This is a genomic window from Microvirga calopogonii (assembly GCF_003347665.1).
GTDB lineage: Bacteria > Pseudomonadota > Alphaproteobacteria > Rhizobiales > Beijerinckiaceae > Microvirga > Microvirga calopogonii.
Map to the genome: position 1 here is coordinate 1 of NZ_QDGA01000001.1, position 22,432 is coordinate 22,432.

The 22,432-nt window shown below is 64.8% G+C and carries 22 protein-coding genes; 14 read left to right on the forward strand and 8 right to left on the reverse strand.

Going from position 1 to position 22,432, the window contains the following annotated elements; translation table 11 throughout:
* From DDF70_RS00005 to greA, 8 genes are all read left to right on the forward strand, one after another.
* A partial coding sequence (locus DDF70_RS00005; RefSeq protein ID WP_162820160.1) for an SMP-30/gluconolactonase/LRE family protein occupies positions 1-600 on the forward strand: 600 nt, incomplete at its 5' end.
* A gap of 404 nt (positions 601-1,004) precedes the next feature.
* Positions 1,005-1,940, forward strand: a complete 936-nt coding sequence (locus DDF70_RS00010; protein ID WP_114942821.1) for a DMT family transporter — start codon at positions 1,005-1,007, stop codon at positions 1,938-1,940.
* A 107-nt stretch (positions 1,941-2,047) separates the two neighbouring features.
* Entirely contained in the window at positions 2,048-3,238 is a 1,191-nt protein-coding gene (locus DDF70_RS00015) for a substrate-binding domain-containing protein (RefSeq protein WP_114942822.1), read from the forward strand.
* A gap of 6 nt (positions 3,239-3,244) precedes the next feature.
* Positions 3,245-4,024 carry an ABC transporter ATP-binding protein gene (locus tag DDF70_RS00020; RefSeq protein ID WP_114942823.1) on the forward strand — a complete coding sequence of 260 codons (780 nt, stop codon included), beginning with the start codon at positions 3,245-3,247 and terminating at the stop codon, positions 4,022-4,024.
* Positions 4,017-4,742, forward strand: a complete 726-nt coding sequence (locus DDF70_RS00025) for an ABC transporter ATP-binding protein (protein WP_114942824.1) — start codon at positions 4,017-4,019, stop codon at positions 4,740-4,742. Before DDF70_RS00020 ends, DDF70_RS00025 begins: the two co-directional genes overlap by 8 nt.
* Complete coding sequence (locus tag DDF70_RS00030) at positions 4,739-5,761, forward strand: branched-chain amino acid ABC transporter permease (RefSeq protein ID WP_114942825.1); 1,023 nt, start codon at positions 4,739-4,741, stop codon at positions 5,759-5,761. Before DDF70_RS00025 ends, DDF70_RS00030 begins: the two co-directional genes overlap by 4 nt.
* A gap of 68 nt (positions 5,762-5,829) precedes the next feature.
* Positions 5,830-6,900: a branched-chain amino acid ABC transporter permease gene (locus DDF70_RS00035; protein ID WP_114943261.1), complete on the forward strand. Its 1,071-nt coding sequence runs from the start codon at positions 5,830-5,832 to the stop codon at positions 6,898-6,900.
* 57 nt (positions 6,901-6,957) lie between these two features.
* A complete protein-coding gene (gene greA, locus DDF70_RS00040; RefSeq protein ID WP_114942826.1) occupies positions 6,958-7,425 on the forward strand; it encodes a transcription elongation factor GreA in 468 nt (155 codons plus the stop codon).
* A gap of 172 nt (positions 7,426-7,597) precedes the next feature.
* Here the strand turns inward: greA and DDF70_RS00045 are convergent, their stop codons facing one another.
* The 8 genes from DDF70_RS00045 to DDF70_RS00080 form a co-directional block, all read right to left on the reverse strand.
* Positions 7,598-9,073, reverse strand: coding sequence for a sensor domain-containing diguanylate cyclase (locus DDF70_RS00045; RefSeq protein ID WP_114942827.1), 1,476 nt, complete (start codon positions 9,071-9,073; stop codon positions 7,598-7,600).
* 374 nt (positions 9,074-9,447) lie between these two features.
* Positions 9,448-9,864, reverse strand: coding sequence for a RidA family protein (locus DDF70_RS00050; protein ID WP_245435310.1), 417 nt, complete (start codon positions 9,862-9,864; stop codon positions 9,448-9,450).
* Positions 9,865-9,904: 40 nt separating this feature from the next.
* Positions 9,905-11,113: an acyl-CoA dehydrogenase family protein gene (locus DDF70_RS00055; protein ID WP_114942829.1), complete on the reverse strand. Its 1,209-nt coding sequence runs from the start codon at positions 11,111-11,113 to the stop codon at positions 9,905-9,907.
* A 1-nt stretch (position 11,114) separates the two neighbouring features.
* Complete coding sequence (locus DDF70_RS00060) at positions 11,115-11,951, reverse strand: enoyl-CoA hydratase family protein (RefSeq protein ID WP_114942830.1); 837 nt, start codon at positions 11,949-11,951, stop codon at positions 11,115-11,117.
* Positions 11,948-12,457, reverse strand: a complete 510-nt coding sequence (locus tag DDF70_RS00065) for a MarR family winged helix-turn-helix transcriptional regulator (protein WP_114942831.1) — start codon at positions 12,455-12,457, stop codon at positions 11,948-11,950. Before DDF70_RS00065 ends, DDF70_RS00060 begins: the two co-directional genes overlap by 4 nt.
* Before the next feature lie 2 nt (positions 12,458-12,459).
* Positions 12,460-13,227, reverse strand: coding sequence for an SDR family NAD(P)-dependent oxidoreductase (locus tag DDF70_RS00070; RefSeq protein WP_114942832.1), 768 nt, complete (start codon positions 13,225-13,227; stop codon positions 12,460-12,462).
* A gap of 1 nt (position 13,228) precedes the next feature.
* Complete coding sequence (locus tag DDF70_RS00075) at positions 13,229-15,583, reverse strand: bifunctional salicylyl-CoA 5-hydroxylase/oxidoreductase (RefSeq protein WP_114943262.1); 2,355 nt, start codon at positions 15,581-15,583, stop codon at positions 13,229-13,231.
* A 94-nt stretch (positions 15,584-15,677) separates the two neighbouring features.
* The gene (locus tag DDF70_RS00080) at positions 15,678-17,327 is read right to left on the reverse strand and encodes a benzoate-CoA ligase family protein (protein WP_114942833.1); all 1,650 of its coding nucleotides are present in this window, start codon (positions 17,325-17,327) and stop codon (positions 15,678-15,680) included.
* On the opposite strand from DDF70_RS00080, the gene DDF70_RS36295 reads away from it, so the two are divergent.
* The 6 genes from DDF70_RS36295 (at position 17,317) to DDF70_RS00105 (ending at position 22,425) form a co-directional block, all read left to right on the forward strand.
* Positions 17,317-17,580, forward strand: a complete 264-nt coding sequence (locus DDF70_RS36295; protein WP_162820161.1) for a hypothetical protein — start codon at positions 17,317-17,319, stop codon at positions 17,578-17,580. The two genes, DDF70_RS00080 and DDF70_RS36295, sit on opposite strands and share 11 nt — an antisense overlap.
* Positions 17,581-17,724: 144 nt before the next feature.
* Complete coding sequence (locus DDF70_RS00085) at positions 17,725-18,900, forward strand: ABC transporter substrate-binding protein (RefSeq protein ID WP_114942834.1); 1,176 nt, start codon at positions 17,725-17,727, stop codon at positions 18,898-18,900.
* A 119-nt stretch (positions 18,901-19,019) separates the two neighbouring features.
* The gene (locus DDF70_RS00090; protein ID WP_114942835.1) at positions 19,020-19,940 is read left to right on the forward strand and encodes a branched-chain amino acid ABC transporter permease; all 921 of its coding nucleotides are present in this window, start codon (positions 19,020-19,022) and stop codon (positions 19,938-19,940) included.
* Positions 19,941-19,947: 7 nt separating this feature from the next.
* Positions 19,948-20,979, forward strand: a complete 1,032-nt coding sequence (locus tag DDF70_RS00095; RefSeq protein WP_114942836.1) for a branched-chain amino acid ABC transporter permease — start codon at positions 19,948-19,950, stop codon at positions 20,977-20,979.
* Positions 20,972-21,727 carry an ABC transporter ATP-binding protein gene (locus DDF70_RS00100; RefSeq protein ID WP_114942837.1) on the forward strand — a complete coding sequence of 252 codons (756 nt, stop codon included), beginning with the start codon at positions 20,972-20,974 and terminating at the stop codon, positions 21,725-21,727. The genes DDF70_RS00095 and DDF70_RS00100 overlap by 8 nt, the downstream gene beginning before the upstream one ends.
* Positions 21,727-22,425, forward strand: a complete 699-nt coding sequence (locus DDF70_RS00105; protein WP_114942838.1) for an ABC transporter ATP-binding protein — start codon at positions 21,727-21,729, stop codon at positions 22,423-22,425. Before DDF70_RS00100 ends, DDF70_RS00105 begins: the two co-directional genes overlap by 1 nt.
* Positions 22,426-22,432: the final 7 nt, after the last annotated feature.

Genomic DNA, 22,432 nt, shown 5'->3' on the forward strand with positions numbered 1-22,432 from the left:
ACCGTGCTGGCGAGCCAGTATCAGGGCAAGCGCCTCAACTCTCCGAACGATGTGGTGGTGAAGTCGGACGGCTCGATCTGGTTCACCGATCCGGCCTACGGCATCGACTCCGATTACGAGGGTCACAAGGCCGAGAGCGAAATCGGTGCCTGCCACGTCTACCGCATCGATCCCCAGACGGGCGATGTCCGCATCGTCGGCGACGATTTCGTCCGTCCGAACGGCATCGCCTTCTCGCCCGACGAGACGCGTCTCTACGTGGCCGATACCGGCGCGACCCACGTCAAGGACGGCCCGCGCCATATCCGCGTCTTCGACGTGAGTGCAGACGGGAGCCTCTCGGGCGGCAAGGTCTTCGCCACCTGCACGGCAGGCCTGTTCGACGGCTTCCGCCTGGACGACGCGGGACGGATCTGGACCAGTGCGGGAGACGGGGTGCATTGCTACGACCCCGACGGCACGCTGATCGGCAAGATCCTCGTTCCGGAAACCGTGGCGAACGTGGTGTTCGGCGGACCGAAGCGGAACCGGCTCTACATCTGCGCCACCACATCGCTCTACGCAATCATGCTGCCGGTGAACGGGGCGAAGACGTTTTAGGGCATTGCACCTCGTGTCATGGCGTTCAGTGTTGCCTCCCTGTCATTCCGGGGCGCCGCAGGCAAACCCGGAACCCATAATCACGGCGGCTCAAGAAAGTACGAGCCGCGTCACACTCTTTTCCGGCATCGTTAGTGGTTATGGGTTCCGGGCTCTCGCTTACGCTCGCCCCGCAATGACCCCCTCCCACGTCATGGCCGGCCTTGTGCCGGCCATCCCGATACGGTGAAGCGCGGCGCTCTACGGATCGGGATCACCGGCACAAGGCCGGTGATGACGTGAGAGAGGCTGGGAGTGCATCGCCGATCAACCTGCGCAACGCGCACACACCGAACTCTCCTCTGACTAAGGTCGTGTCCGACAATGCTTGTGCATTGGCGGCGCATCGCTCATGTATGCGCCCCATGAGTCACTCCGGTTCATCCTCCGCGCAAATCGTTCGTTCGGGCACCCTCGTCGGCATCGGCCTGATGCTGCTGGGCGTGTTCATGTTCGCCATGAACGACGTCATGGGGAAATGGCTCGTCGCCACCTATTCCGTCGGGCAGGTCCTGCTTCTGCGCAGCATCGCGGCCCTCATGGTTCTCCTGCCCCTGATGCGCCAACGGAAGGTGCCCTTCGCCATCCCGCCGCAGCCGGGCCTTCATGCGGTCCGCATCACGCTTTCGACCCTCGAAGTCGCGTGCTTCTACTGGGCGGTGACCTATCTGCCGCTCGCCGACGTGATGACCTATTATCTTGCGGGGCCGATCTATGTGGCGGCCTTCGCGGCGTTCTGGCTCGGCGAAAAGATTGACAAGCCGCGCATCTTCGCAATCGGGATCGGTTTCGTCGGCGTTCTCATCGCCCTGCGACCGTCGCCCGCCACCCTGTCCCTGCCGGCCCTCATCGCGCTGGCGGGAAGCCTGTTCTACTCGCTCCTGATGATCACCACCCGCAAGCTGCGGGACACCGACGACGCAACTCTCGTCTTCGGCCAGATTCTCGGCGCGCTGATCTTCGGCCTCGTCGCGGCTCCCCTCGCCTGGGTGACGCCGGGACCACTCGACCTGGCGGGCCTGTTCCTGCTCGGCATCGTGTCCATGGCAGCCCATGTCTGCGTCAACCGCGCACTGAAGATCGCCCCGGCCTCCGTCGTCGCGCCTTATCAGTACACGCTGATCGTGTGGGCCATCGTCCTCGGCTATCTTTTCTTCGGCGACGTGGTCGGTTTCTGGACACTCGTCGGCGCCGCCGTCATCTGCGCCGCCGGGGTGGCGCTGATCCTGCTGGAGCGAGAAGCCGCCCGGCGCGGACGCGTGGCGAAGGACATCGAAACGCCCGTGCTGCCGGAAGCCTGAACCGACACGGTTACATCGTGTCATTTTCCCTGCGGATGGTCCGAGAGTCCAACTTGACAGGGCACAGGGCAGCACCATCAATGGCCCCATAAAACACGGGGAGTTCGATGCGCCTGAAGCTTACAATCGCTGCCGCAACGGCAGGCATTCTCTTTGCCTCCACGGCCTTCGCCCAAGACATCAAGATCGCGCTGATCGCCGGCAAGACCGGGCCGCTCGAAGCTTATGCCAAGCAGACCGAAGCCGGCTTCATGATGGGCCTGGAGTATCTCACGAAGGGCACGATGGCCATCAACGGCCGCAAGATCAACGTGATCGTGAAGGACGACCAGCTCAAGGCCGACCTCGCCAAGACCCTGCTGGAGCAGGCCTACAACGACGACAATGTCGATCTCGCGGTCGGTACCACGTCGTCCGCTGCGGCTCTCGCCATGCTGCCGGTCGCGGAAGAAAACGGCAAGGTGCTGATCGTGGAGCCCGCCGTGGCCGACGCGATCACGGGCGAGAAGTGGAACCGCTTCATCTTCCGCACCGGCCGCAACTCGACCCAGGACGCTTACGGCGCCGCAGCCGCCGTTCCGGCGAGCGGCGAGGTTTCCATCGCAACGCTCGCCCAGGATTACGCCTTCGGCAAGGACGGCGTCGCGGCCCTGAAGAGCGCGCTCGCCGAGATCCGTCCGAACGCGAAGGTCGTGTTCGAGGAATACGCGCCGCAGAACGCCACCGACTTCACGGCCTCGGCCCAGCGCATCTTCGATGCGCTCAAGGACAAGCCGGGCAAGAAGATCATCAACATCATCTGGGCCGGACAGCACCCGCTGCCGAAGATCGCCGATCTGAAGCCGGAGCGCTTCGGCATCGAGATCGCGCCCGGCGGCAACATCCTGCCGGCCATGCAGATCTACAAGAACTATCCCGGCATGGAAGGCGCGGTGTACTACTATTATGCCTTCCCGAAGAACGCGATGAACGACTGGCTCGTGGCCGAGCACCAGAAGCGCTACAACGCTCCGCCGGACTTCTTCACGGCGGGCGGTTTCGCCGCCGCCTCCGCGGCCGTCACGGCTATCCAGAAGGCGGGCGGAACCGACACCGAGAAGCTGATCGCGGCCATGGAAGGCATGACCTTCGAGACGCCGAAGGGTCCCATGACCTTCCGCAAGGAAGACCATCAGGCCCTGCAGGAGATGTATCACTTCAAGGTCAAGGCCAACGGCAAGGACGCGAACGACCTGCTCGATCTCGTCGCCACCATCCCGGCCGACAAGATGCCGATCCCGGTTCGCAACAAGCGCTGAGCCCACGTGACATTATCGACAGCAACGACGCCCGCGCTCGAAACGCGCGGGCTTACCATTCGTTTCGGCGGCCATGTGGCCGTCAACGACGTGTCGTGCCGGTTCACCCCCGGCACGCTCACGGCCATCGTCGGCCCGAACGGCGCGGGCAAGACGACCTATTTCAATCTCATCTCGGGTCAGCTGCGGGCCACGTCGGGCCAGGTCATCGTCGAGGGTGAGGACATCACCTCGCTTCCCGCCTCCGCACGGGCGAAGCGCGGTCTCGGACGTGCGTTCCAGCTCACCAATCTTTTTCCGCAGCTGACCGCGCTCGAGAACGTGCGCCTTGCCGTGCAGAGCCGCGCCGAGGCGGGCTGGTCCCTGTTCAAGGTGTGGAACTCGCGCCGCGACCTGATCGAGAAGGCGGAGAGCATCCTGGAACGCGTGCGGTTGGCGGACAAGCGCCACATCGCCCCGAAGGCGCTCTCGCATGGCGACCAGCGCAAGCTCGAAGTGGCGCTCCTGATCGCCATGGAGCCGAAAGTGTTCATGTTCGACGAGCCGACCGCCGGCATGAGCGTCGACGAGGTGCCGACCGTGCTCGAACTCATCCACGACATCAAGCAGCGCGGCGACGCCACCGTGCTTCTCGTGGAGCACAAGATGGACGTGGTGCGCTCGCTCTCCGACCGCATCATCGTGCTGCACAACGGCACGCTCGTGGCCGACGGCGAGCCTGCCGAGGTCATCGCCTCGCCGGTGGTGCAGGAAGCCTATCTCGGCGTGGAGGTCACCCGTGCCTGAGCCCCTCCTCCGCTTAAGCGACGTGCACACGCATATCGGCCCCTATCACATCCTGCATGGCGTGGACTTCTCCGTGCCTGCCGGTGAGCTGACCATGCTGCTGGGCCGCAACGGCGCGGGCAAGACCACGACCCTGCGCACGATCATGGGCCTGTGGCAGGCCTCCTCCGGCCGCATCCGTTTCGACGGCCGCGACATCACGGCGAGCGCCACGCCGGACATCGCGCGTTCCGGCATCGCCTATGTGCCCGAATCCATGGGCATCTTCACCGACCTGACCGTACGCGAGAACATCGTGCTCGCCGCCCGCAGCGGGCCGGTCGACAAGACGCGCCTCGATTGGATCCTCGGACTGTTCCCCGCCCTCAAGCGGTTCTGGAACCTGCCGGCGGGCAATCTCTCCGGCGGTCAGAAGCAGATGCTCGCCATCGCCCGCGCCATCGCGGAGCCGCGCCGCCTGCTGCTCATCGACGAGCCGACCAAGGGTCTCGCGCCCGTGATGGTGCGTTCCATGATCGAGGCCTTCAAGGCGCTGAAGGGCTCGGGCGAGACGATCCTGCTCGTGGAGCAGAACTTTTATGCCGCCTCGGCGCTCGGCGACAACGTGGTGGTCATGGATGACGGGCGCATCGTGCATTCCGGCGCCATGAGCGATCTCGTCGCCGACACCGCCCTGCAGCAGCGCCTGCTCGGCCTTTCCCTGGATGCGCATCAATGAGCGACCTGACCGCTGAAGCCTCCGCCCCGACCGAGCTGCCCCGCGCCAGGACCGATTGGATGCCGCTCCTCCTGATCCCGGCGCTCGCCCTCCTGGCCCTGCCCTTCGTCGGCAGCCCCTCGACCTGGGTGACGCTCACCGTAGCGGGCCTTGCCATGGGCATGATGATCTTCCTCATGGCCTCGGGCCTCACCCTGGTCTTCGGCCTGATGGACATCATCAATTTCGGCCACGGCGTGTTCATCTCGCTCGGCGCCTACGCGACGCTCCTCGTGCTCGGCCCCCTCGCCGGCTGGGCGACGGCGGATTCCATCGGGCTCAATCTCGCCCTGCTGCTCCTGTGCATCCTCGTCGCCATGGCCGTGACCGGCGTCGCCGGCGCCGTCTTCGAGCGCGTCATCGTGCGCCCGGTCTATGGCAGCCACCTGAAGCAGATCCTCGTCACCATGGGCGGGCTGATCGTGACCGAGCAGCTCATCCACGCCATCTGGGGCGCTTCGCCGATCCCGATCCCGTTGCCGCAATCGCTTCGCGGCGCCTTCGTGCTCGGCGACATCGTCATGGAGCGCTACCGGGTCGTCGCGGTCGCCATCGGCCTCGTGGTCTTCATCGGGATGCAGCTCCTCCTCAACCGCACCCGCATCGGCCTGCTGATCCGTGCCGGTGTGGAAAATCCCGAGATGGTCGAGGCGCTCGGCTACCGCATCCGCCGCCTCTTCGTCAGCGTCTTCATCGCAGGCTCCGCTCTCGCCGGCCTCGGTGGCGTCATGTGGGCGTTCTACCGCCAGACGCTCACCGCCGGCATGGGCATGGAGGTGATGGTGCTCGTCTTCATCGTCATCATCATCGGCGGTCTCGGCTCCGTCGGCGGCTGCTTCGTCGGCTCGATCCTCGTCGCGCTGGTCGCCAATTACGTCGGCTTCATCGAGCCGAAGCTCGCTCTGATCTCCAACATCCTCGTCATGGCCCTCGTCCTGATCTGGCGTCCGCAGGGCCTGTTCCCGGTGGCCCGCCGATGAGTACATCTCCCACCTCTGCCCTCGCCCTTCCCTTCGACGAGACCCGCCGGCGCGGCGGCCTCTTGAGCATGCTCCTGTCCTCGGACATGCCGCGCTCGAAGGTGCTGAGCGCCGTCCTCCTCGCCATCCTGTTGCTGCTGGCCGCGACGCCGTTCCTGTTCTCCGGCAGCCAGCCGGTCGGCACGGCGGCGAAGATCTGCGTCTTCGTCGTGCTGGTCGCGAGCTACGACCTGCTGCTCGGTTATTCCGGCATCGTGTCCTTCGCCCACACCATGTTCTTCGGCATCGGCGGCTACGGAATCGCCATCGCGCTGGAACGTCTCGGCCCGACCTGGGGTTCGGCCGCCATCGGCCTCGTCGCGGCGCTCGCCCTGTCCGCGCTGCTTGCCATCGCCATCGGCCTCCTGTCGCTGCGGGTGCGAGCCATCTTCTTCTCGATGATCACGCTGGCGGTCGCCTCCGCGGCTGCGGTTCTCGCCTCGCAGCTGTCGGACGTGACCGGCGGCGAGGACGGGTTGTCGTTCCAGCTGCCGCAGGCTTTGCGCCCGGCCTTCCGGCTCCTGTCGGAGCCGCTCTTCGGCACCGCGATCAACGGGCGGCTCCTCGCCTATTACCTCGTGTTCTTCGTCTCGCTCATCGTCTTCCTGATTCTCCTGCGCATCGTGAACTCGCCCTTCGGGCGCGTGCTGCAGGCGATCCGCGAGAACGAGTTCCGCGCCGAGGCGCTCGGCTACCGGGTCGTGGCCTACCGGACGGCGGCCTCGGTTATCTCGGCGCTCGCCGCCACGATCGCCGGTGCGCTCCTGGCCTTGTGGCTGCGTTACAACGGGCCCGACACCACCCTGTCCTTCTCGATCATGATCGACATCCTGCTCATGGTCGTCATCGGCGGCATGGGCACCATGTACGGCGCGGTCATCGGGGCCGCGCTGTTCGTCCTGGCTCAGAGCTACCTGCAGGTGCTGATGGGCGCTGGAAGTGCCGCGCTGGCGGGTCTTCCGCTCCTTCCCAATCTGATCCACCCGGACCGCTGGCTCCTGTGGCTCGGCGCGCTGTTCATCGTCAGCGTCTACGCCTTTCCGGGCGGCATCGTCGGCCGCCTGCGACAAGGCGGATCCAAGCCAAGCCATAAGGGTTAGCACCGGAAACCTTAGCGAACCTCGAACCGTTTCCTTCCGAAGAGCGGAGGAGACGTAATGAGCCGTGCCTTTGTTCGTGAAACCGAGGGTGGAGAAGCCTTCGAGGACCTTCCCGACCGGATGATCAGTCCGCATCATCTCGTCACGCCCTCGGGGCTGGCCCAGATGGACGCGGAAATCGAGACCCTGCACAAGCGCCTTGACGCGGCCCAAGCCGCCGACGACAAGGCCGAGGTAGCACGCCTCAACCGCGACCTGCGCTACTGGTCCGCCCGTCGGGCATCCTCCGAAGTGGTGCCGCCTCCCACGGACGCCGCTCATGTCCGCTTCGGCGCCCGCGTCACCTTCGAACGCGAGGACGGCCGCCGCCAGACCTATCGGATCGTCGGCGAGGACGAGGCCGATCCCGCCAAGGGAAGCCTGTCCTATGTGTCCCCTCTCGCGCAGGCGCTCATGGGCAGGGAAATCGGCGACGTGGTGCCTGTCGGCCAGACGACGGCCGAAATCGTCGAGATCGGGTTGTGAAAATCCGTTATCCCCGCTCGTCATCACCGGCCTTGTGCCGGTGATCCCGATTGATTGAGGTGCAGAGCTCTTCCGATCGAGATGGCCGGGACAAGCCCGGCCATGACAGCGGAGAGGTGGCAGGAAGCATCATTTCCAGCTCCTGCAACACGCTGGAGAGGCACCGAGGCCCCTACCCCGCGGTCGCCGCGTAATAGGCGCGCTTGGCTTCGTACATGAGGAGGTCCGCGCGCTTTACGACCGCCTCCAGCCTCTCGCCCGGCTGGCTCGTCGCGGCGCCCATGGCGAAGCGCAGAGGCAGGCCGGTATAGAACTGGTTGTTCACTTCGAGCAGGTTCTCGATGCTGCCCGTCACGACCTTGGCATCCCGCTCGTCCGTGCCGGGCATCAGGAGAGCGAACTCGTCGCCGCCGATGCGTGCGGCGTAGGACGGTTTGTCAACAGCCTTGCTCAGCACCTCGCCGGCGCGGCGCAGCAGCGCATCGCCTGCCGCGTGTCCGAGCTGGTCGTTCGCCGCCTTCAGGCCGTTGAGGTCGATGATGACGACGGAAACCGGGAACGGGCCCTTGCGCTCCAGGCGGTTGAGCTCGTCCACATAGAAGGAGCGGTTGTAGAGCTTGGTCAGCACGTCGTGCTTGCCGAGATATTCCAGATAGGCCTCGGCGCGCTTGCGGGCCGTGATATCGGTCAGCGCCACCTGAACCTGCGACCAGTCATTCTCATAGCCGGGCAGCACGGAGAACTGCAGGTGAAGATGCAGCTCGTCGCCGGACAGGGAATAATTGACGACCTCGCGCTGCTGGAAAATCTTGCCGTTCCAGAGGTCGATCAGCTGCTCCCGGAAATGCTCCCGCATCTCGTCGCGGAACACGTCGCCGAGTCGCATCAGAAGGGTGTGCTTGTCGGGCGCCGAAAAGAGTTCGAGCGTGTGCCGGTTGACGTCGATCACGCGGATCTCGCTCATGCAGCGCGTGACGAATTCCGGATGCACATCGGTGAAGACGCGAAAATCGGTAATCCCCTGGCGGCGCACGTCGTCGAGGAGATGCTTGACGCTGCTGAAATCCTCCACCCACAGGGACACGGGCGAATGCTCGAACAGGCCCAGGGCATAGGTCTCGCTGGCGGCAAGCTGACGACGCGCCGTCTCGCGCTCGGTCACGTCTTCGATGGCGATCAGAACACGGTCCCACCGGTCGCCGTGGCCCGGCAGCAAGCTGCCCTTGAGCTGGATGTCGAGCCGCTTGCCCGACAGGGTGTAGTTCACGGTATGGCTGAAGAACTCCGTGTGACCGTCCCAAAGCTGCACAAGCTCGTCGATGTGGGTCTTCAGCATGTCATTGCGGAAGATCCGGCTGAGATTGCTCACCAGATGCGACAGGTCTTCGGCTTCGAACAGGCTGAGAGTCTTGCGGTTAACCTTGATGACGCGAATGAGGCTCGAACAGGCCTCCACACGCGCCGTGTCCTCCATGAGGTGATCTCGCAGCGACGTCACCCCGGCCTCGCGCCATTGCGAGAACAGCTCTTTGAGCCCGCTGTAATCCTCGAGCCAGAGGGATACGGGGGCCAACTCGAACATCTCGGCATCGTCGGCGACCTCGCTCGACGAAGGAACGGCGAACCTGTCGGTTTTGGAGTGCAGCATAGAAGACCTGCGGGTGAACCTGATTCCAGGCGCCATTCACCGCAAACCAGAAATGTAATACTAGCTCAAAACAGGCGTTTTTGTAGGCATTCGCAAAGTTGTCGAAGAATCAGGCTTTCCTGCAACACTTGCAAGACTGTCGCAAGGCCCTCCGAAGTTCATTGAGGCAGCACATCATACATTATAGGAGGACCGCATTCATCACTGTTCGGACGCTTTATAAAACTCCCACCTCGACGTCATCACCGGCCTTGTGCCGGTGATCTCGATTGGAAGAGCGCGGCGCTTAACAGAAGCGGGATGGCCGGGACAAGCCCGGCCATGACATGGGAGGTCGTAAAGCCCTTCTCGACACATCCCAAACCCGCAACCTGCTAACGCTTGCTTGGAACGATAGCTGTCGCCTCGATCTCAATCCGGGCCGCCTTTTCGACGAGCCGCACCACCTGGACGAGAGCCATGGCCGGGTAATGTGCACCGAACACCTCCCGATAGGCGCGGCCAAGCTCGCGAAGATGGGCGAGGTATTCGTCGATGTCGACCACATACCAGGTCAGCCGCACGAGGTGCCGGGGCTCGGCGCCCCCCTCGGCCAGAATGGCCCGGATGTTCTCGAAGATCTGGCGGGCTTGCGCGACGAAGCCGTCGGCGAACACCTCCTTCTCGTCCCAGCCGACGATGCCGCCCGTCACCAGCACCCTGCCCTCGCCCATCATGCCGTTGGCATAGCCCTTCGGCACCCGCCAGTGCTTCGGGTTCAGGACCTCGGGCCCATCGTCGATGTCAGGCATGGGAGTGCCTTCCAAAGCGGCTGTCATCGTTCTTCCTCCCTTATTGACCTGGTGCGGTGCCGAGATCCCGGGCGCGCTGCGCTTCCAGCATCTTCAGGAGTTCGCGCGCGATCACGACCTTCTGGACCTCGGTGGCGCCCTCGTAAATGCGCAAGGCACGGATTTCCCGGTAGAGTTCTTCGACCTTCACGCCCCTGGTGACGCCAAGGCCACCGAAGATCTGTACGGCCTTGTCGATCACGCTCTGGGCCGTTTCCGTCGCGTGCATCTTGGCCATGGCGGCCTCGCGCGTGACACGCGGCGCCCCCTGGTCCTTGGTCCAGGCGGCGCGGTAGACGAGAAGCGCGGCGCTGTCCACGCCCGTCGCCATGTCGGCGAGCGCGGCCTGCGTCATCTGCAGGTCGCCGAGCGGCGCCCCGAAGAGCTTGCGCGAAGACGCATGCCGCAACGCCTCGGCCAGGGCGCGGCGCGCGAGACCCAGGGCCGCCGCTCCGACCGTGGAGCGGAACACGTCGAGGGTCGCCATGGCGACCTTGAAGCCTTCTCCCGGACCGCCGACGCGCTTCGTGAGCGGTACCCGACAGCCTTCGAAGCGCAGCGTGGCGAGCGGATGCGGCGCGATGACGTCGATGCGGTTCTCGATACTCAATCCGGGCGTCTGCGCGTCGACCACATAGGCGGACAATCCCTTAGCGCCAGGTGCTTCGCCCGAGCGGGCGAAGACCACGTAATGATCCGCGATCCCGCCGTTGGAGATCCAGGTCTTCAGGCCGTCGATCCGCACATGCTCCGGTCCGTCCGGCGTGGCGGTGGTGCTCATGGCAGCGACATCCGACCCAGCCTCGGGCTCCGAGAGCGCGAAGGCCGCGATGGCATCGCCGCGCGCCACGGGCGGCAGGTACTGCTCCTTGAGGGCCTGCGAGCCGAACAGGGTGATCGGTCCCGTGCCGAGTCCCTGCATGGCAAAGGCGAAATCCGCCAGCCCTTCGTGGGCGGCAAGGGTTTCCCGTGCGAGGCACAGGGTGCGCACATCGAAGGACGGGGAGAGGCCGCCGTAGGCCTGCGGCACCACCGCCTTGAGCCAGCCGCCTTCGCCCAGTCGCCGCACGAGGCGACGGCAGGAGGCGTCCACGTCGTGGTGATCGACGAGCGGTTCGACTTCCCGGCTCACCCAGGCGTTCAGGTCACCGGCAAACTGCCGGTGGCGATCCTCGAAGAACGGCCAGGCGAGAAAGCTCGCATCGATCACGTCAGTCTCCCTTGAAGACAGGCTTCTCTTTCGCCGCGAAGGCGCGATAGGCGCGGGCGAAATCTTCCGTGGTCATACACAACGCCTGGGCCACGGCCTCCGCCTCGATGGCCTCCTCCACCGACATGGCCCATTCCATGGCAAGCATGCGTTTCGTCATGGTGTTGGCGTAGGTCGGCCCGGTGCCGATGGCGCGGGCGAGCTTGCCGGCCTCGGCAAGAAGATCGGGAGTCTCGACAAGCCGGCTGAAGAAGCCCCAGCGCTCGCCCTCCTCGGCGCTCATGAAGCGACCGGTATAGAGCAGTTCCGACGCACGGCCCTGACCGATGATGCGCGGGAGGATGGCGCAGGCGCCCATGTCGCAGCCGGCGAGGCCGACCTTGTTGAACAGGAACGCCACCTTGGCGCCCGGCGCAGCAAGCCGCAGATCCGACGCCATGGCCACGATGGCGCCGGCTCCCGCGCAGATGCCTTCGACGGCCGCAATGATCGGCTGCGGCGCGGCGCGCATGGCCTTGACCAGCTCGCCCGTCATGCGCGTGAACGCCGTGAGACCCTTGGTGTCCATCTCGACGAGCGGGCCGATGATCTCGAACACGTCGCCGCCGGACGAGAAGTTGCCGCCCGATCCCGTGACGACGACCGCTTTGACGCCTTCGTCCTTGGCACAGGCATGGAAGAAGTCCGTCAGCTCGCGATAGCTCTCGAAGGTGAGCGGGTTCTTCTTCTCCGGCCGGTTGAGCGTGACCGTCGCGACGGGCCCGTCGACCGAGAGCAGGAAATGGCGCGGCTCGTAACCCGACAGCGGCAGGGTGACGGAGTTGGCGAATTGCGTCACTGGTCGTCTCCCATGATGGCCCGTCTTGCGGACAGCTTCGTCTTGGCGAGAAGCCGCATGAGATCGTTGCGGTCCTTAGGCGAAAGATCACCAAAGAGATCGGCGATCCAATGCTCGTGCTCGCCCGCCATGGTGCGGAATTCGGCGCGGCCTTCCTCGGTGAGGCTGATCACCATGGCGCGCCGGTCCGTGGGCGAGACGGTTCGCACCACATGTCCCGACGCGACGAGCCGGTCCACGAGGCCCGTGAGATTGCCGTTCGACACCATCATCCGCTTCGAAAGATCGGACAGCATCATGCCGTCCGGCGCCTTGTCGAGCTGCGCCATCAGGTCGAAGCGCGGAAGCGTCACGTCGAAGCGCTCGCGCAGGCGGCGGCGCACCTCGCCCTCGATCAGCGTGGAGCAGGTGAGAAGCCGCAGCCAGAGGCGCAGCTCCTCCCGGTGATCCTCGGGCTGCTCGACGGCCTTGGTCTCGGCGTCGAGGGGAATGGCTTGATCGTCCATCGTCAGATTTCTCCCCCGGCCACCACGATGGCCTGTCCCGTCACGGAGCGCGCGCCCTCGCCGCAGAGCCAGAGCACGGCATCGGCGATCTCCGAAGGATCGATCAGCCGTCCCTGCGGATTGTGCTTCACGAGTTCGCCTAGCGCTTCGTCACGGGTTCTGTTGGTTTTCGCCATGATGCGCTCCAGGCTCTCGGCCACGAGTTCGGTATCGGTGAACCCTGGGCACACGGCATTGACCGTGACGCCGGTCTTCGCCGTCTCGAGCGCAAGCGCACGAATGAGGCCGATGACGGCGTGCTTGGCCGCGCAATAGGCGCTCACATAGGGATAGCCTTTGAGCCCTGCCGTGGACGCCACAGCGACGATGCGCCCGAAGCCGCGCTCCGTCATGGAGCCCAGCACCGCCTGGACCATGTTGGTGACGCCGAGCAGGTTCACGTCCAGCATCTGCCGGAACACGTCGGGCCCGGATTTCATGAAGGGCGCCGACGCGGCCGCACCGGCATTGGCGATCATCAGGTCGACCGGACCGTAGCGATCGATTGCCTCGCGCACGGCGCGCTGCACCGCCGATGCATCGGTGACGTCGGCGATGGCTGCCGCATGAGCGTCGCCCTGCGTGATCGCCTCTTCGAGCGATGCGGGAGAGCGCCCGACGACGGTGACGGACGCGCCTGCCTTGACGAGCGATGCCGCGATGGCGCGGCCGATCCCGCGACCGCCGCCGGTCACCAGGGCGTGCCGTCCCTTGAGAGTTGTCAGGGTCATGTCATTCCGCCGCGAGAGGCTTCTCGCCGGCCTCCATCTTCAACTCCGCCCGAGTCTTGGGCTTCGCCTTCACCTTGAGTTCTTCCATGTCCTGCCGGTCGCGCACCGAATTGCGGAAGATCTGATCCTTGCCGGCGAGATATTGCGGCGGGCAATGAATGTCCTTCGCGCCATACCACGCGGCGGCCTTCATGGTGAAGAACGGATCGACCAGATGCGGCCTGCCGAGCGCCACGAGATCCGCGCGGCCCGCCGCCAGGATCGTGTTCACCTGATCGGCCGCCGTGATGTTGCCGACGCACATGGTGGCGACCTGCGCCTCGTTGCGCACCTGATCGGAGAACGGCGTCTGGAACATGCGGCCGTAGATCGGCCGCGCCTCGCGCACGGTCTGGCCTGTCGAGACGTCGACGAGATCGACACCGTGCTCGGAGAAGGCCCGGGCGATCTCGACCGCGTCGTTGCCCGTGATTCCGCCTTCCGCCCAATCGGTCGCGGAGATGCGGACCGACATGGGCTTGTGAGCGGGCCAGACCTCTCGCATGGCATCGAATACTTCGAGTGGGAAGCGCAGGCGATTCTCCAATGAGCCGCCATATTCATCCGTCCGGCGGTTGGTGAGCGGCGACAGGAAGCTCGCCATCAGGTAGCCGTGGGCGCAGTGGAGTTCGAGCATGTCGAACCCGGCCCGCTCGCCGCGCTTGGCAGCCTCGACGAACTGCGCCTTGATGAGATCCATGTCGGCGCGCGTCGCCTCGCGCGGCACCTGGCTGTCCGGGAAATAGGGAATGGGCGATGCGGAGCAGATGTCCCAGGCGCCCTTCTCCAACGGCCGATCCATGCCTTCCCACATGAGCTTGGTGGCACCCTTGCGCCCGGAATGCCCGAGCTGCAGGCAGAACTTCGCGCCCGAATTGGCATGGATGTAATCGACGATCCGCTTCCAGGAGGCTTCCTGCTCGTCGTTCCACAGCCCGGTGCAGCCAAGCGTGATGCGCGCTTCCGGCGACACGCAGGTCATCTCCGTGAAGACGAGCCCCGCGCCGCCCATGGCGCGTGTGCCGTAATGGACGAGATGGAAATCGCCCGGCACGCCGTCCTTGGCCGAATACATGTCCATCGGCGAAACGACGACGCGGTTCGCGATCGTCATCTCCCGCAGACGGAAGGGCTGGAACATGGGTGCGCTCGGATTCTCGACCGAGACGTCGAAGCCCTGTTGGCGCACCTGACGGGCGAACGTCTTGTCGACGTCGGCCACGAAGTCGGGCGCGCGCAGGCGCAGGTTGTCGTAGGTGATCGCCTTAGCCCGGGTCATGACGCCGAAGGCGAACTGCACCGGGTCGAAATCCCAGAAGCGCGCCACGTGCTCGAACCAGACCAGGGACACGTCGGCTGCATGCTGCGTCTTCTCGACTTCCTCGCGCCGTCCGGTCTCGTAGAGCGACAGCGCGCCGTCGACGCTCTTATCGCGGCGGAAGGCTTCATAGAGCGCGATGGCATCTTCCATCGCGAGCTTCGTGCCGGACCCGATCGAGAAATGCGCCGACGCCTTGGCGTCGCCGAGCAGCACCTTGTTGCCCATAACCCAGCGCTTGTTGCGGATCATCGGGAAGTTGCGCCAGATCGAACGGTTGGTGAGAATGCGGTGCCCGCCGAGGAACCAGCCGAAGATCTTCTCCATGAGCGCCGCCGACTCGGCCTCGCTCTTGTCCTTCAGCCCCGCCCGCTCGAAGGTCTCGGGATCGGTCTCGAACACCCAGGTCGAGCGGTTCGCCTCATATTGGTACGCGTGGGCGATGAACGGCCCCCACTCGGTTTCCTGGAAGATGAAGGTGAAGGCGTCGAGCGGCTTGGTGGAGCCCATCCAGGTGAACTCGTTGGGCCGCAGATCCACCTCCGGCTGGAAGTGATCCGCATAGCGCTCCCGGAAGCGGCTGTTGATGCCGTCGGCCACGACCACGAGATCCGCGTCCGCGAACAGGCTCTCGTCATCCACGTCCACTTCGTAGCGCAGCCTGACGCCGAGTTCCTCTGCGCGATCCTGCAGGATCAGAAGCAGCGTGCGGCGCGAGCAGCCGCAGAAGCCGTTGCCGCCGATCCGGTGCTCGGTCCCACGGAAGTGGATGGCGATATCGTCCCAATAGGCGAATTCCCGCACGATCCGCTGGTAGCTCGGCAGGTCGTATTTCTCGAAGTTGTCGAGTGTCGCGTCGGAGAACACGACACCGAAGCCGAACGTCTCATCGGCGCGGTTGCGCTCATAGACCGTGATGTCGGAATCCGGCCGAAGCTTCTTCAGCAGGATCGCGAAATAAAGGCCCGCCGGGCCGCCGCCGATGATCGCCGTCTTCATGAGATTCCCACCCGACATACCGTGCTTATTGTTTTAAGCTTAAAATAATTTCTGCACAAGCCGGATCACGCACCGGACCCGTGCCGGAAGAGACTCAGGCGCTCAGCGCCTCCTGGTGGCTCTCGACGTCCTGAGCAATCCGCCGCAGTTCGAAACGCTGCAGCTTGCCGGTCTGGGTGCGCGGCAGGGCATCGACGAATTCGATCAGGCGCGGATACTTGTAGGGCGCGATCTCGGCCTTCACGTGATCCTGGAGCACCTTCGTCAGCTCCGGTCCCGCCACATGGCCGGGCCGCAGGACCACGTAGGCCTTGACCACCGTTCCGCGCCCGTCATCGGGAGCCCCGACCACGCCGCACTCGGCGACGGCAGGATGAGTGAGGAGCGCGGCCTCGACCTCCGGGCCCGCGATGTTGTAGCCCGCGGATATGATCATGTCGTCGGAGCGGGCCTGGTACCAGAAGTACCCATCCTCATCCATGAGGTAGGTGTCGCCGGTGATGTTCCAGCCGTCCTGCACGTATTTGCGCTGCCGCTCGTCCGCGAGATAGCGGCATCCCGTCGGCCCGCGCACCGCCAGGCGGCCGATGCTGCCGGGCGGGAGGTCGCGCCCTTCGTCGTCGACGACTTTCGCCTCGTAGCCGGGGACGGGCTTGCCGGTCGCGCCGGGACGGATCTCGTCCTCCGTCGCGGCGATGAAGATATGCAGCATCTCGGTGGCGCCGATCCCGTCCATGAGCCGGATCTTCGTTGCGGCCTGCCACGCCTCGAACGTGCCTTTGGGCAGAGGCTCGCCGGCCGAGACGCATTTGCGCAAGGACGAGATGTCGTAGCCTTCGAGCTTCGACAGCATGGCACGGTAAGCGGTCGGCGCCGTGAAGCAGACGGTGGCCTTGTACTGCACGATGGCAGGCAGGAGATCGTCGGGTCCGGCCTTCTCCAGCAGCACGGTCGAGGCGCCGACGCGCATGGGGAACAGCACGATTCCACCGAGACCGAAGGTGAAGGCAAGCGGCGGCGAGCCGATGAAGCGGTCGCTCGGCTCGGGGCGCAGAACGTTTCGCCCGTAGCCGTCGCAGATCGCGAGCATGTCGCGGTGGAAATGCATGGTCCCCTTCGGCTCGCCCGTCGTGCCGGAGGTGAAGCCGATCAGGCAGACATCGTCCGCCGCCGTATCGACCGCCTCGAACTCGGGCGAAGCCTCGGCGATCATCGCCTCGAGGCTGTCCGGTTTGCCCGAACCCCAATAGACGACATGCTTCAAACCGGGCGCCATCGTCCTGGCGCGTTCCATTTCGTCCGCGAGACGATGGTCGCACAATGCGATGGTGATCTCGGCCTTGTTCAGCGGATAGGCGATCTCCTTGGCGCGCAGTAGCGGCATGGTCGCGACGACGACGCCACCGGCCTTCAGAACCGCCAGATAGGCGGCCACCATCATCGGATTGTTGGCGGAGCGAAGCAGGACGCGATTGCCCGGCACGAAGCCCAGTTCGCGGACCAGCACATTGCAGATGCGGTTCACCCGCTCTTGCAGGGCGCGATAGGTCAGCGTCTCGGTCGGGCTGATGATGCAGGGCTCATCGCCTCGCCCTTCATCGACCCACCGGTCAAGGAAGGCCACCACACAGTTGAGCCTCTCGGGATATTGAAGCTCGGGACGGGTGAACTGGAATGTCGGCCATTGGTCGCGAGGCGGAAGATTGTCCCTCGCAAAGGTATCCACATGCGCCGTGTCCGCCATCGTCCGCTCCTCTGTTTTATTTGTGCGGCAGGAGAACGGAGCACTGTCGGCTTGGCCGGTTCGGCAGCGCATCGTCGGAAGCCGCGCCATGGCGAACTTCGTATCGCTGCCCGTCCGCCGCCAATCACGCGCTCGTCATTTCGCCTGCCTTCCTCTGCGAAACAATCCGCTTGAAGAACCGGAAAAATATTTTAATCTTAAAATAATCCTTGGCAATCCCAAAGATTGGGCAAAGACTGGGGATGCCGGATAGAAAGCTCCGACAAAGGGAGTGTTCGGCACAAAAGTTTTGCGGCAGAGTATCGCCGACTTGTCCGTCGAGGCGTCGCACGTCCCGTCGGAAACAATCACGCAGCACAGCCAATGTGCGCAGGGAACAGCCACTCGGGAGACTATGATGAACCTAACGATCAAAACCCTTGGCCTTGCGGCGGCCGTCGGCCTGGCCGCAGCCCCGGCTATGGCGCAGGAGAAGCTGAAGGTCGGCCTGTTGCTGACCCTCTCCGGCCCTTCGGCCGTGCTGGGCCAGCATGCCCGCGACGGTTTTCAGCTCGCCGTGAAGGATCTCGGCGGCAAGCTCGGCGGACGGGATGTGGACGTCATCGTGGTCGACGATGAGCTGAAGCCCGACGTGGCAGTGACGAAGGTGAAGGGTCTTCTGGAGCGCGACAAGGTCGATTTCGTCGTCGGCCCGATCTTCTCCAACGTGGCGGTCGCCACCCAGAAGCCCATCGTCGACGCCAAGACTTTCTACATCAGCGTGAATGCCGGCCCGTCGAACCTCGCCGGCAAGAGCTGCAGCCCGTACTTCTTCGCCACGTCCTACCAGAACGATCAGAACCATGAGGTTCTCGGCAAGGTCGCGCAGGACCGGGGCTACAAGAAGGTCTATCTGCTGGCGCCGAACTATCAGGCCGGCAAGGATGCGCTCGCCGGGTTCAAGCGGCACTACAAGGGCGAGATCGTCGAGGAATCCTACATCCCGCTCAACACGCTCGACTTCCAGTCCGAGCTTGCCAAGATCGCGTCCATGCAGCCCGATGCGATCTTCACCTTCATGCCGGGCGGCATGGGCGTGAACCTCGTCAAGCAATACCGCGCCGCCGGCCTCGCCGACCGCATCCCGTTCCTATCGGCCTTCACGGTCGACGAGACGAACCTGCCCGCGCAGCAGGACGCCGCCATCGGCATGCTCAGCGGCTCGAACTGGGCTCCGAACATGGATACCCCGGAGAACAAGAAGTTCGTCGCCGCCTATGAGGCGGCCTACAACACCGTACCCGCGTCCTACGCCATGCATTCCTACGATGCTGCCTTGCTGATCGACGCCGCCCTCAAGGCGACAGGCGGCAAGACCGACGACAAGGAAGCCCTGCGCGCCGCCATCAAGAAGGCGGATTTCAAGTCACTGCGCGGTGACTTCAAGTTCGGCGCCAACGGCTTCCCGATCCAGGACTTCTACCTCGTGAAGGCAGCCAAGCGTCCCGACGGCAAGCTGGAGACGGAGATCGTCGAGAAGGTGTTCGACGATTATGCGGACGCCTACGCCAAGGAATGCACCGCCACGAACTGAGGCGTTCGCATAGCGGATCGATCTGCCTCGCGAGGCAGATCGATCCTTTTCCGTGACGCCATCATCATGGTGCTTTCACATGAGAGCGCCCGAGCAGGCCTGTTGCCAGTGACGTGCCGATGAACGCTACACTCCTCTTCGTCCAGGCTCTGAACGGCCTTCAGTTCGGCCTCATCCTTTTTCTCATCGCCGCCGGCCTCACGCTCGTGTTCGGGGTGATGGACTTCATCAACCTCGCGCACGGCGTGCAGTACATGGTCGGCGCCTATCTGGTGGCGGCCTTCAGCGCCTGGACCGGCAGCTTCGGCTGGGCGCTGCTGCTCGCCCTGCCCTCGGCATTGGCCTTCGGCCTGCTGCTCGAAGTGCTGGTTTTCCGTCACCTCTACGACCGCGACCATCTCGATCAGGTGCTCGCCACGTTCGGCGTGATCCTGTTTCTGAACCAGGGCGTCAAGTTCGTCTGGGGCGCCGCTCCCTTGAGCGTTCCCGTTCCCGATCTGCTCTCGGGCTCGGTGGAGATCGCGAGCGGCCTGCTCTATCCCGTCTATCGCCTCGCTATCATCGCGGCGGGGCTTGTGGTCGCCGCCCTGCTCTATGTCCTGGTCAACCACACGCGCGTCGGCATGCTGGTGCGCGCGGGCGCCAGCAACGCCTCCATGGTGTCGGCGCTCGGCGTCAACATCCAGAGGCTGTTCATGATCGTGTTCGGCTTCGGCGCCATGCTGGCGGGTTTCGCGGGCGCGATGGTCGCGCCGATCCTCTCCGTCGAGCCGGGCATGGGCGATAACATTCTGATCCTCGCCTTCGTGGTGATCGTGATCGGCGGCATCGGGTCGATCCGCGGCGCGTTCCTCGCGGCACTCCTGATCGGGCTGGTGGACACGGTCGGGCGCACCTTCGCGCCGAACCTGCTGCGCCTCTTTCTCGACCCGGCCGCCGCGAGCCAGACCGGCCGCGCCATCGCCCCGATGCTGATCTATATCTTCATGGCGGCCGTGCTGTTCTTCCGCCCCTCGGGCCTGTTCCCCGTGAAGCGCTAGGGTGCCAATGACCGAACTCGCTGAAACGCCCTCCGCCCCCATGCCATCGCTCACCACACGGTTCGAGATCGTCCCCATCGTTCTCTTCGCCGCCTTCGCGGCGGCCCCGCTGTTCGCCACCTACTCGGGTGCCGAGGGCTACGTCCTGTCCCTGCTGACGCGGGTGATGATCTTCGGCATCGCCGCCATGGCGCTCGATCTCATCCTCGGCTACGGGGCGCTCGTGAGCTTCGGACACGCAGCCTTCCTGGGGCTCGGCGGCTATGCGGTCGGCATCCTGGCCAGCCACGGCATCGAGGATGCCCTTGTGCAGATCCCCGTGGCGCTGGCCGCCTCTGCGCTCTTCGCTCTGATCACTGGGGCGATTTCGCTGCGGACCAAGGGTGTCTACTTCATCATGATCACCCTCGCCTTCGGGCAGATGCTGTACTTCCTCGCCACGTCGCTCGCGGCCTATGGCGGCGACGACGGCATGACCCTGTCGTCGCGCAGCCTCCTGGCCGGGTCCGGCATCCTGAAGAACGACTTCACCTTCTACTGGGTCTGTCTGCTCTGCCTTCTCGGCGCCTATGCGTTCTCGCGATCCGTCGTGGCCTCCAGGTTCGGGCGCGTTCTGCGCGGCACGCGGGAAAATGCCATCCGCATGGAAGCCATCGGCTTCCAGCCGTTCCGCTTCCAGCTCGCCGCCTACGTCATCAGCGGCATGCTGGCGGGACTTGCCGGGTGCCTGCTGGCGAACCAGGCGGAGTTCGTCAGCCCGGCCTTCATGACATGGCAGCGTTCGGGCGAGCTGATCTTCATGGTCGTGCTCGGCGGGCTCGGCTCCCTGCACGGCGCCATCATCGGCGCGGCCGCCTTCCTGCTTCTGGAGGAATTCCTGCCGGAGATCCTGCATTCCTCAAGCTTCTTCCTGAGCGAGGCGACTCGGTCTCATCTCGCGGAGAACTGGAAGATGGTGTTCGGTCCCCTGCTCATCCTGATCGTTCTGTTCGCCAGGGGCGGGATCATGGGCCTGCTGCGGAGGTCGCACCATGGCTGAGCCGCTTCTCGAATTGCGCAACCTGCGCAAGACCTATGGCGCGCTCGTGGTCACCGACGATGTCAGCCTGTCCGTCCGGCCCGGCGAGCTGCACGCCATCATCGGCCCCAACGGGGCGGGCAAGACGACGCTGATCCACCAGATCTCGGGCACGCTGGCGTCGAATTCCGGATCCATCCTGTTTGGCGGCGAAGACGTGACGCAGCTTGCGATGCCGCAGCGCGTCCGGCGCGGCCTTGCCCGCTCGTTCCAGATCACGTCGATCCTCCCGGGCTTCTCGGCGCTTGAGAATGTGGCGCTGGCCGTCCAGGCGCGCTCGGGATCGAGTTTCCGCCTTTTCGGCAATGCCGCGCACGAGAAGTCCCTGAACGAGCCTGCCATGGAATGCCTCGCGCAGGTCAACCTCGCGGCCCGCGCGCACGTCCCCGCGGGACTTCTGTCGCACGGCGAGAAGCGACAGCTCGAACTCGCCATCGGTCTTGCGACCGCTCCGAAGCTGCTGCTTCTCGACGAGCCGCTCGCCGGCACGGGCCACGACGAATCCCAGCGCGTGGTCGAAACCCTGCGGCGCCTGAAGAGCCATCTCACCATCGTGCTGATCGAGCACGACATGGATGCGGTCTTCTCCCTGGCCGATCGCGTCTCCGTGCTCGTCTACGGCCGCGTCATCGCCACCGATACGCCCGAGCGGATCCGGGCGAATCCCGAGGTTCGCGCCGCCTATCTCGGCGAAGAGGAGACGGTCTGATGCTCTCCGTCCGACAGCTCCAGGCGTCCTATGGCGCCGCCCAGGTCCTCTTCGACATCTCGCTCGAGGTCAATGCCGGCGAGGTGGTGACGCTCATCGGCCGCAACGGCATGGGCAAGACCACCACCATCCGGTCCATCATGGGCCTGCTTCGCCCGCGCGGCGGCGAGGTGCGCTTCGACGGCGCGGCCGTGACGGGGCTCGCGCCCTATCGCATCGCGCAGACGGGCATCGGCCTCGTGCCGGAAGGGCGGCAGATCTTTCCGACGCTCACGGTCGAGGAAAACCTCGTTGCGACGGCCTCAACCCGAACGGGCTCCCGACGCTGGACGCTCGATGCGGTTTATGACCTTTTCCCGCGCCTGAAGGAGCGCCGGAGCAACCTGGGCACGCAGCTCTCCGGGGGCGAGCAGCAGATGCTGGCCGTCGGCCGCGCACTGATGACCAACCCGAAGCTGCTCATCCTCGACGAGGCTACGGAAGGCCTGGCGCCGCTGATCCGCGCGGAGATCTGGACCTGCCTCAAGCGCCTCAAGGGCGAACGCCAGTCGATCCTTGTGATCGACAAGAATATCGGCGCGCTGGCGAGCTTCGCCGACCGACACGTGATCATCGAGAAGGGCCGTTCGGTCTGGACGGGAACGAGCGAAGAGCTCATGAACGACACCAGCCTCAAGGACCGTTACCTCCACGTTTAAGGACAAC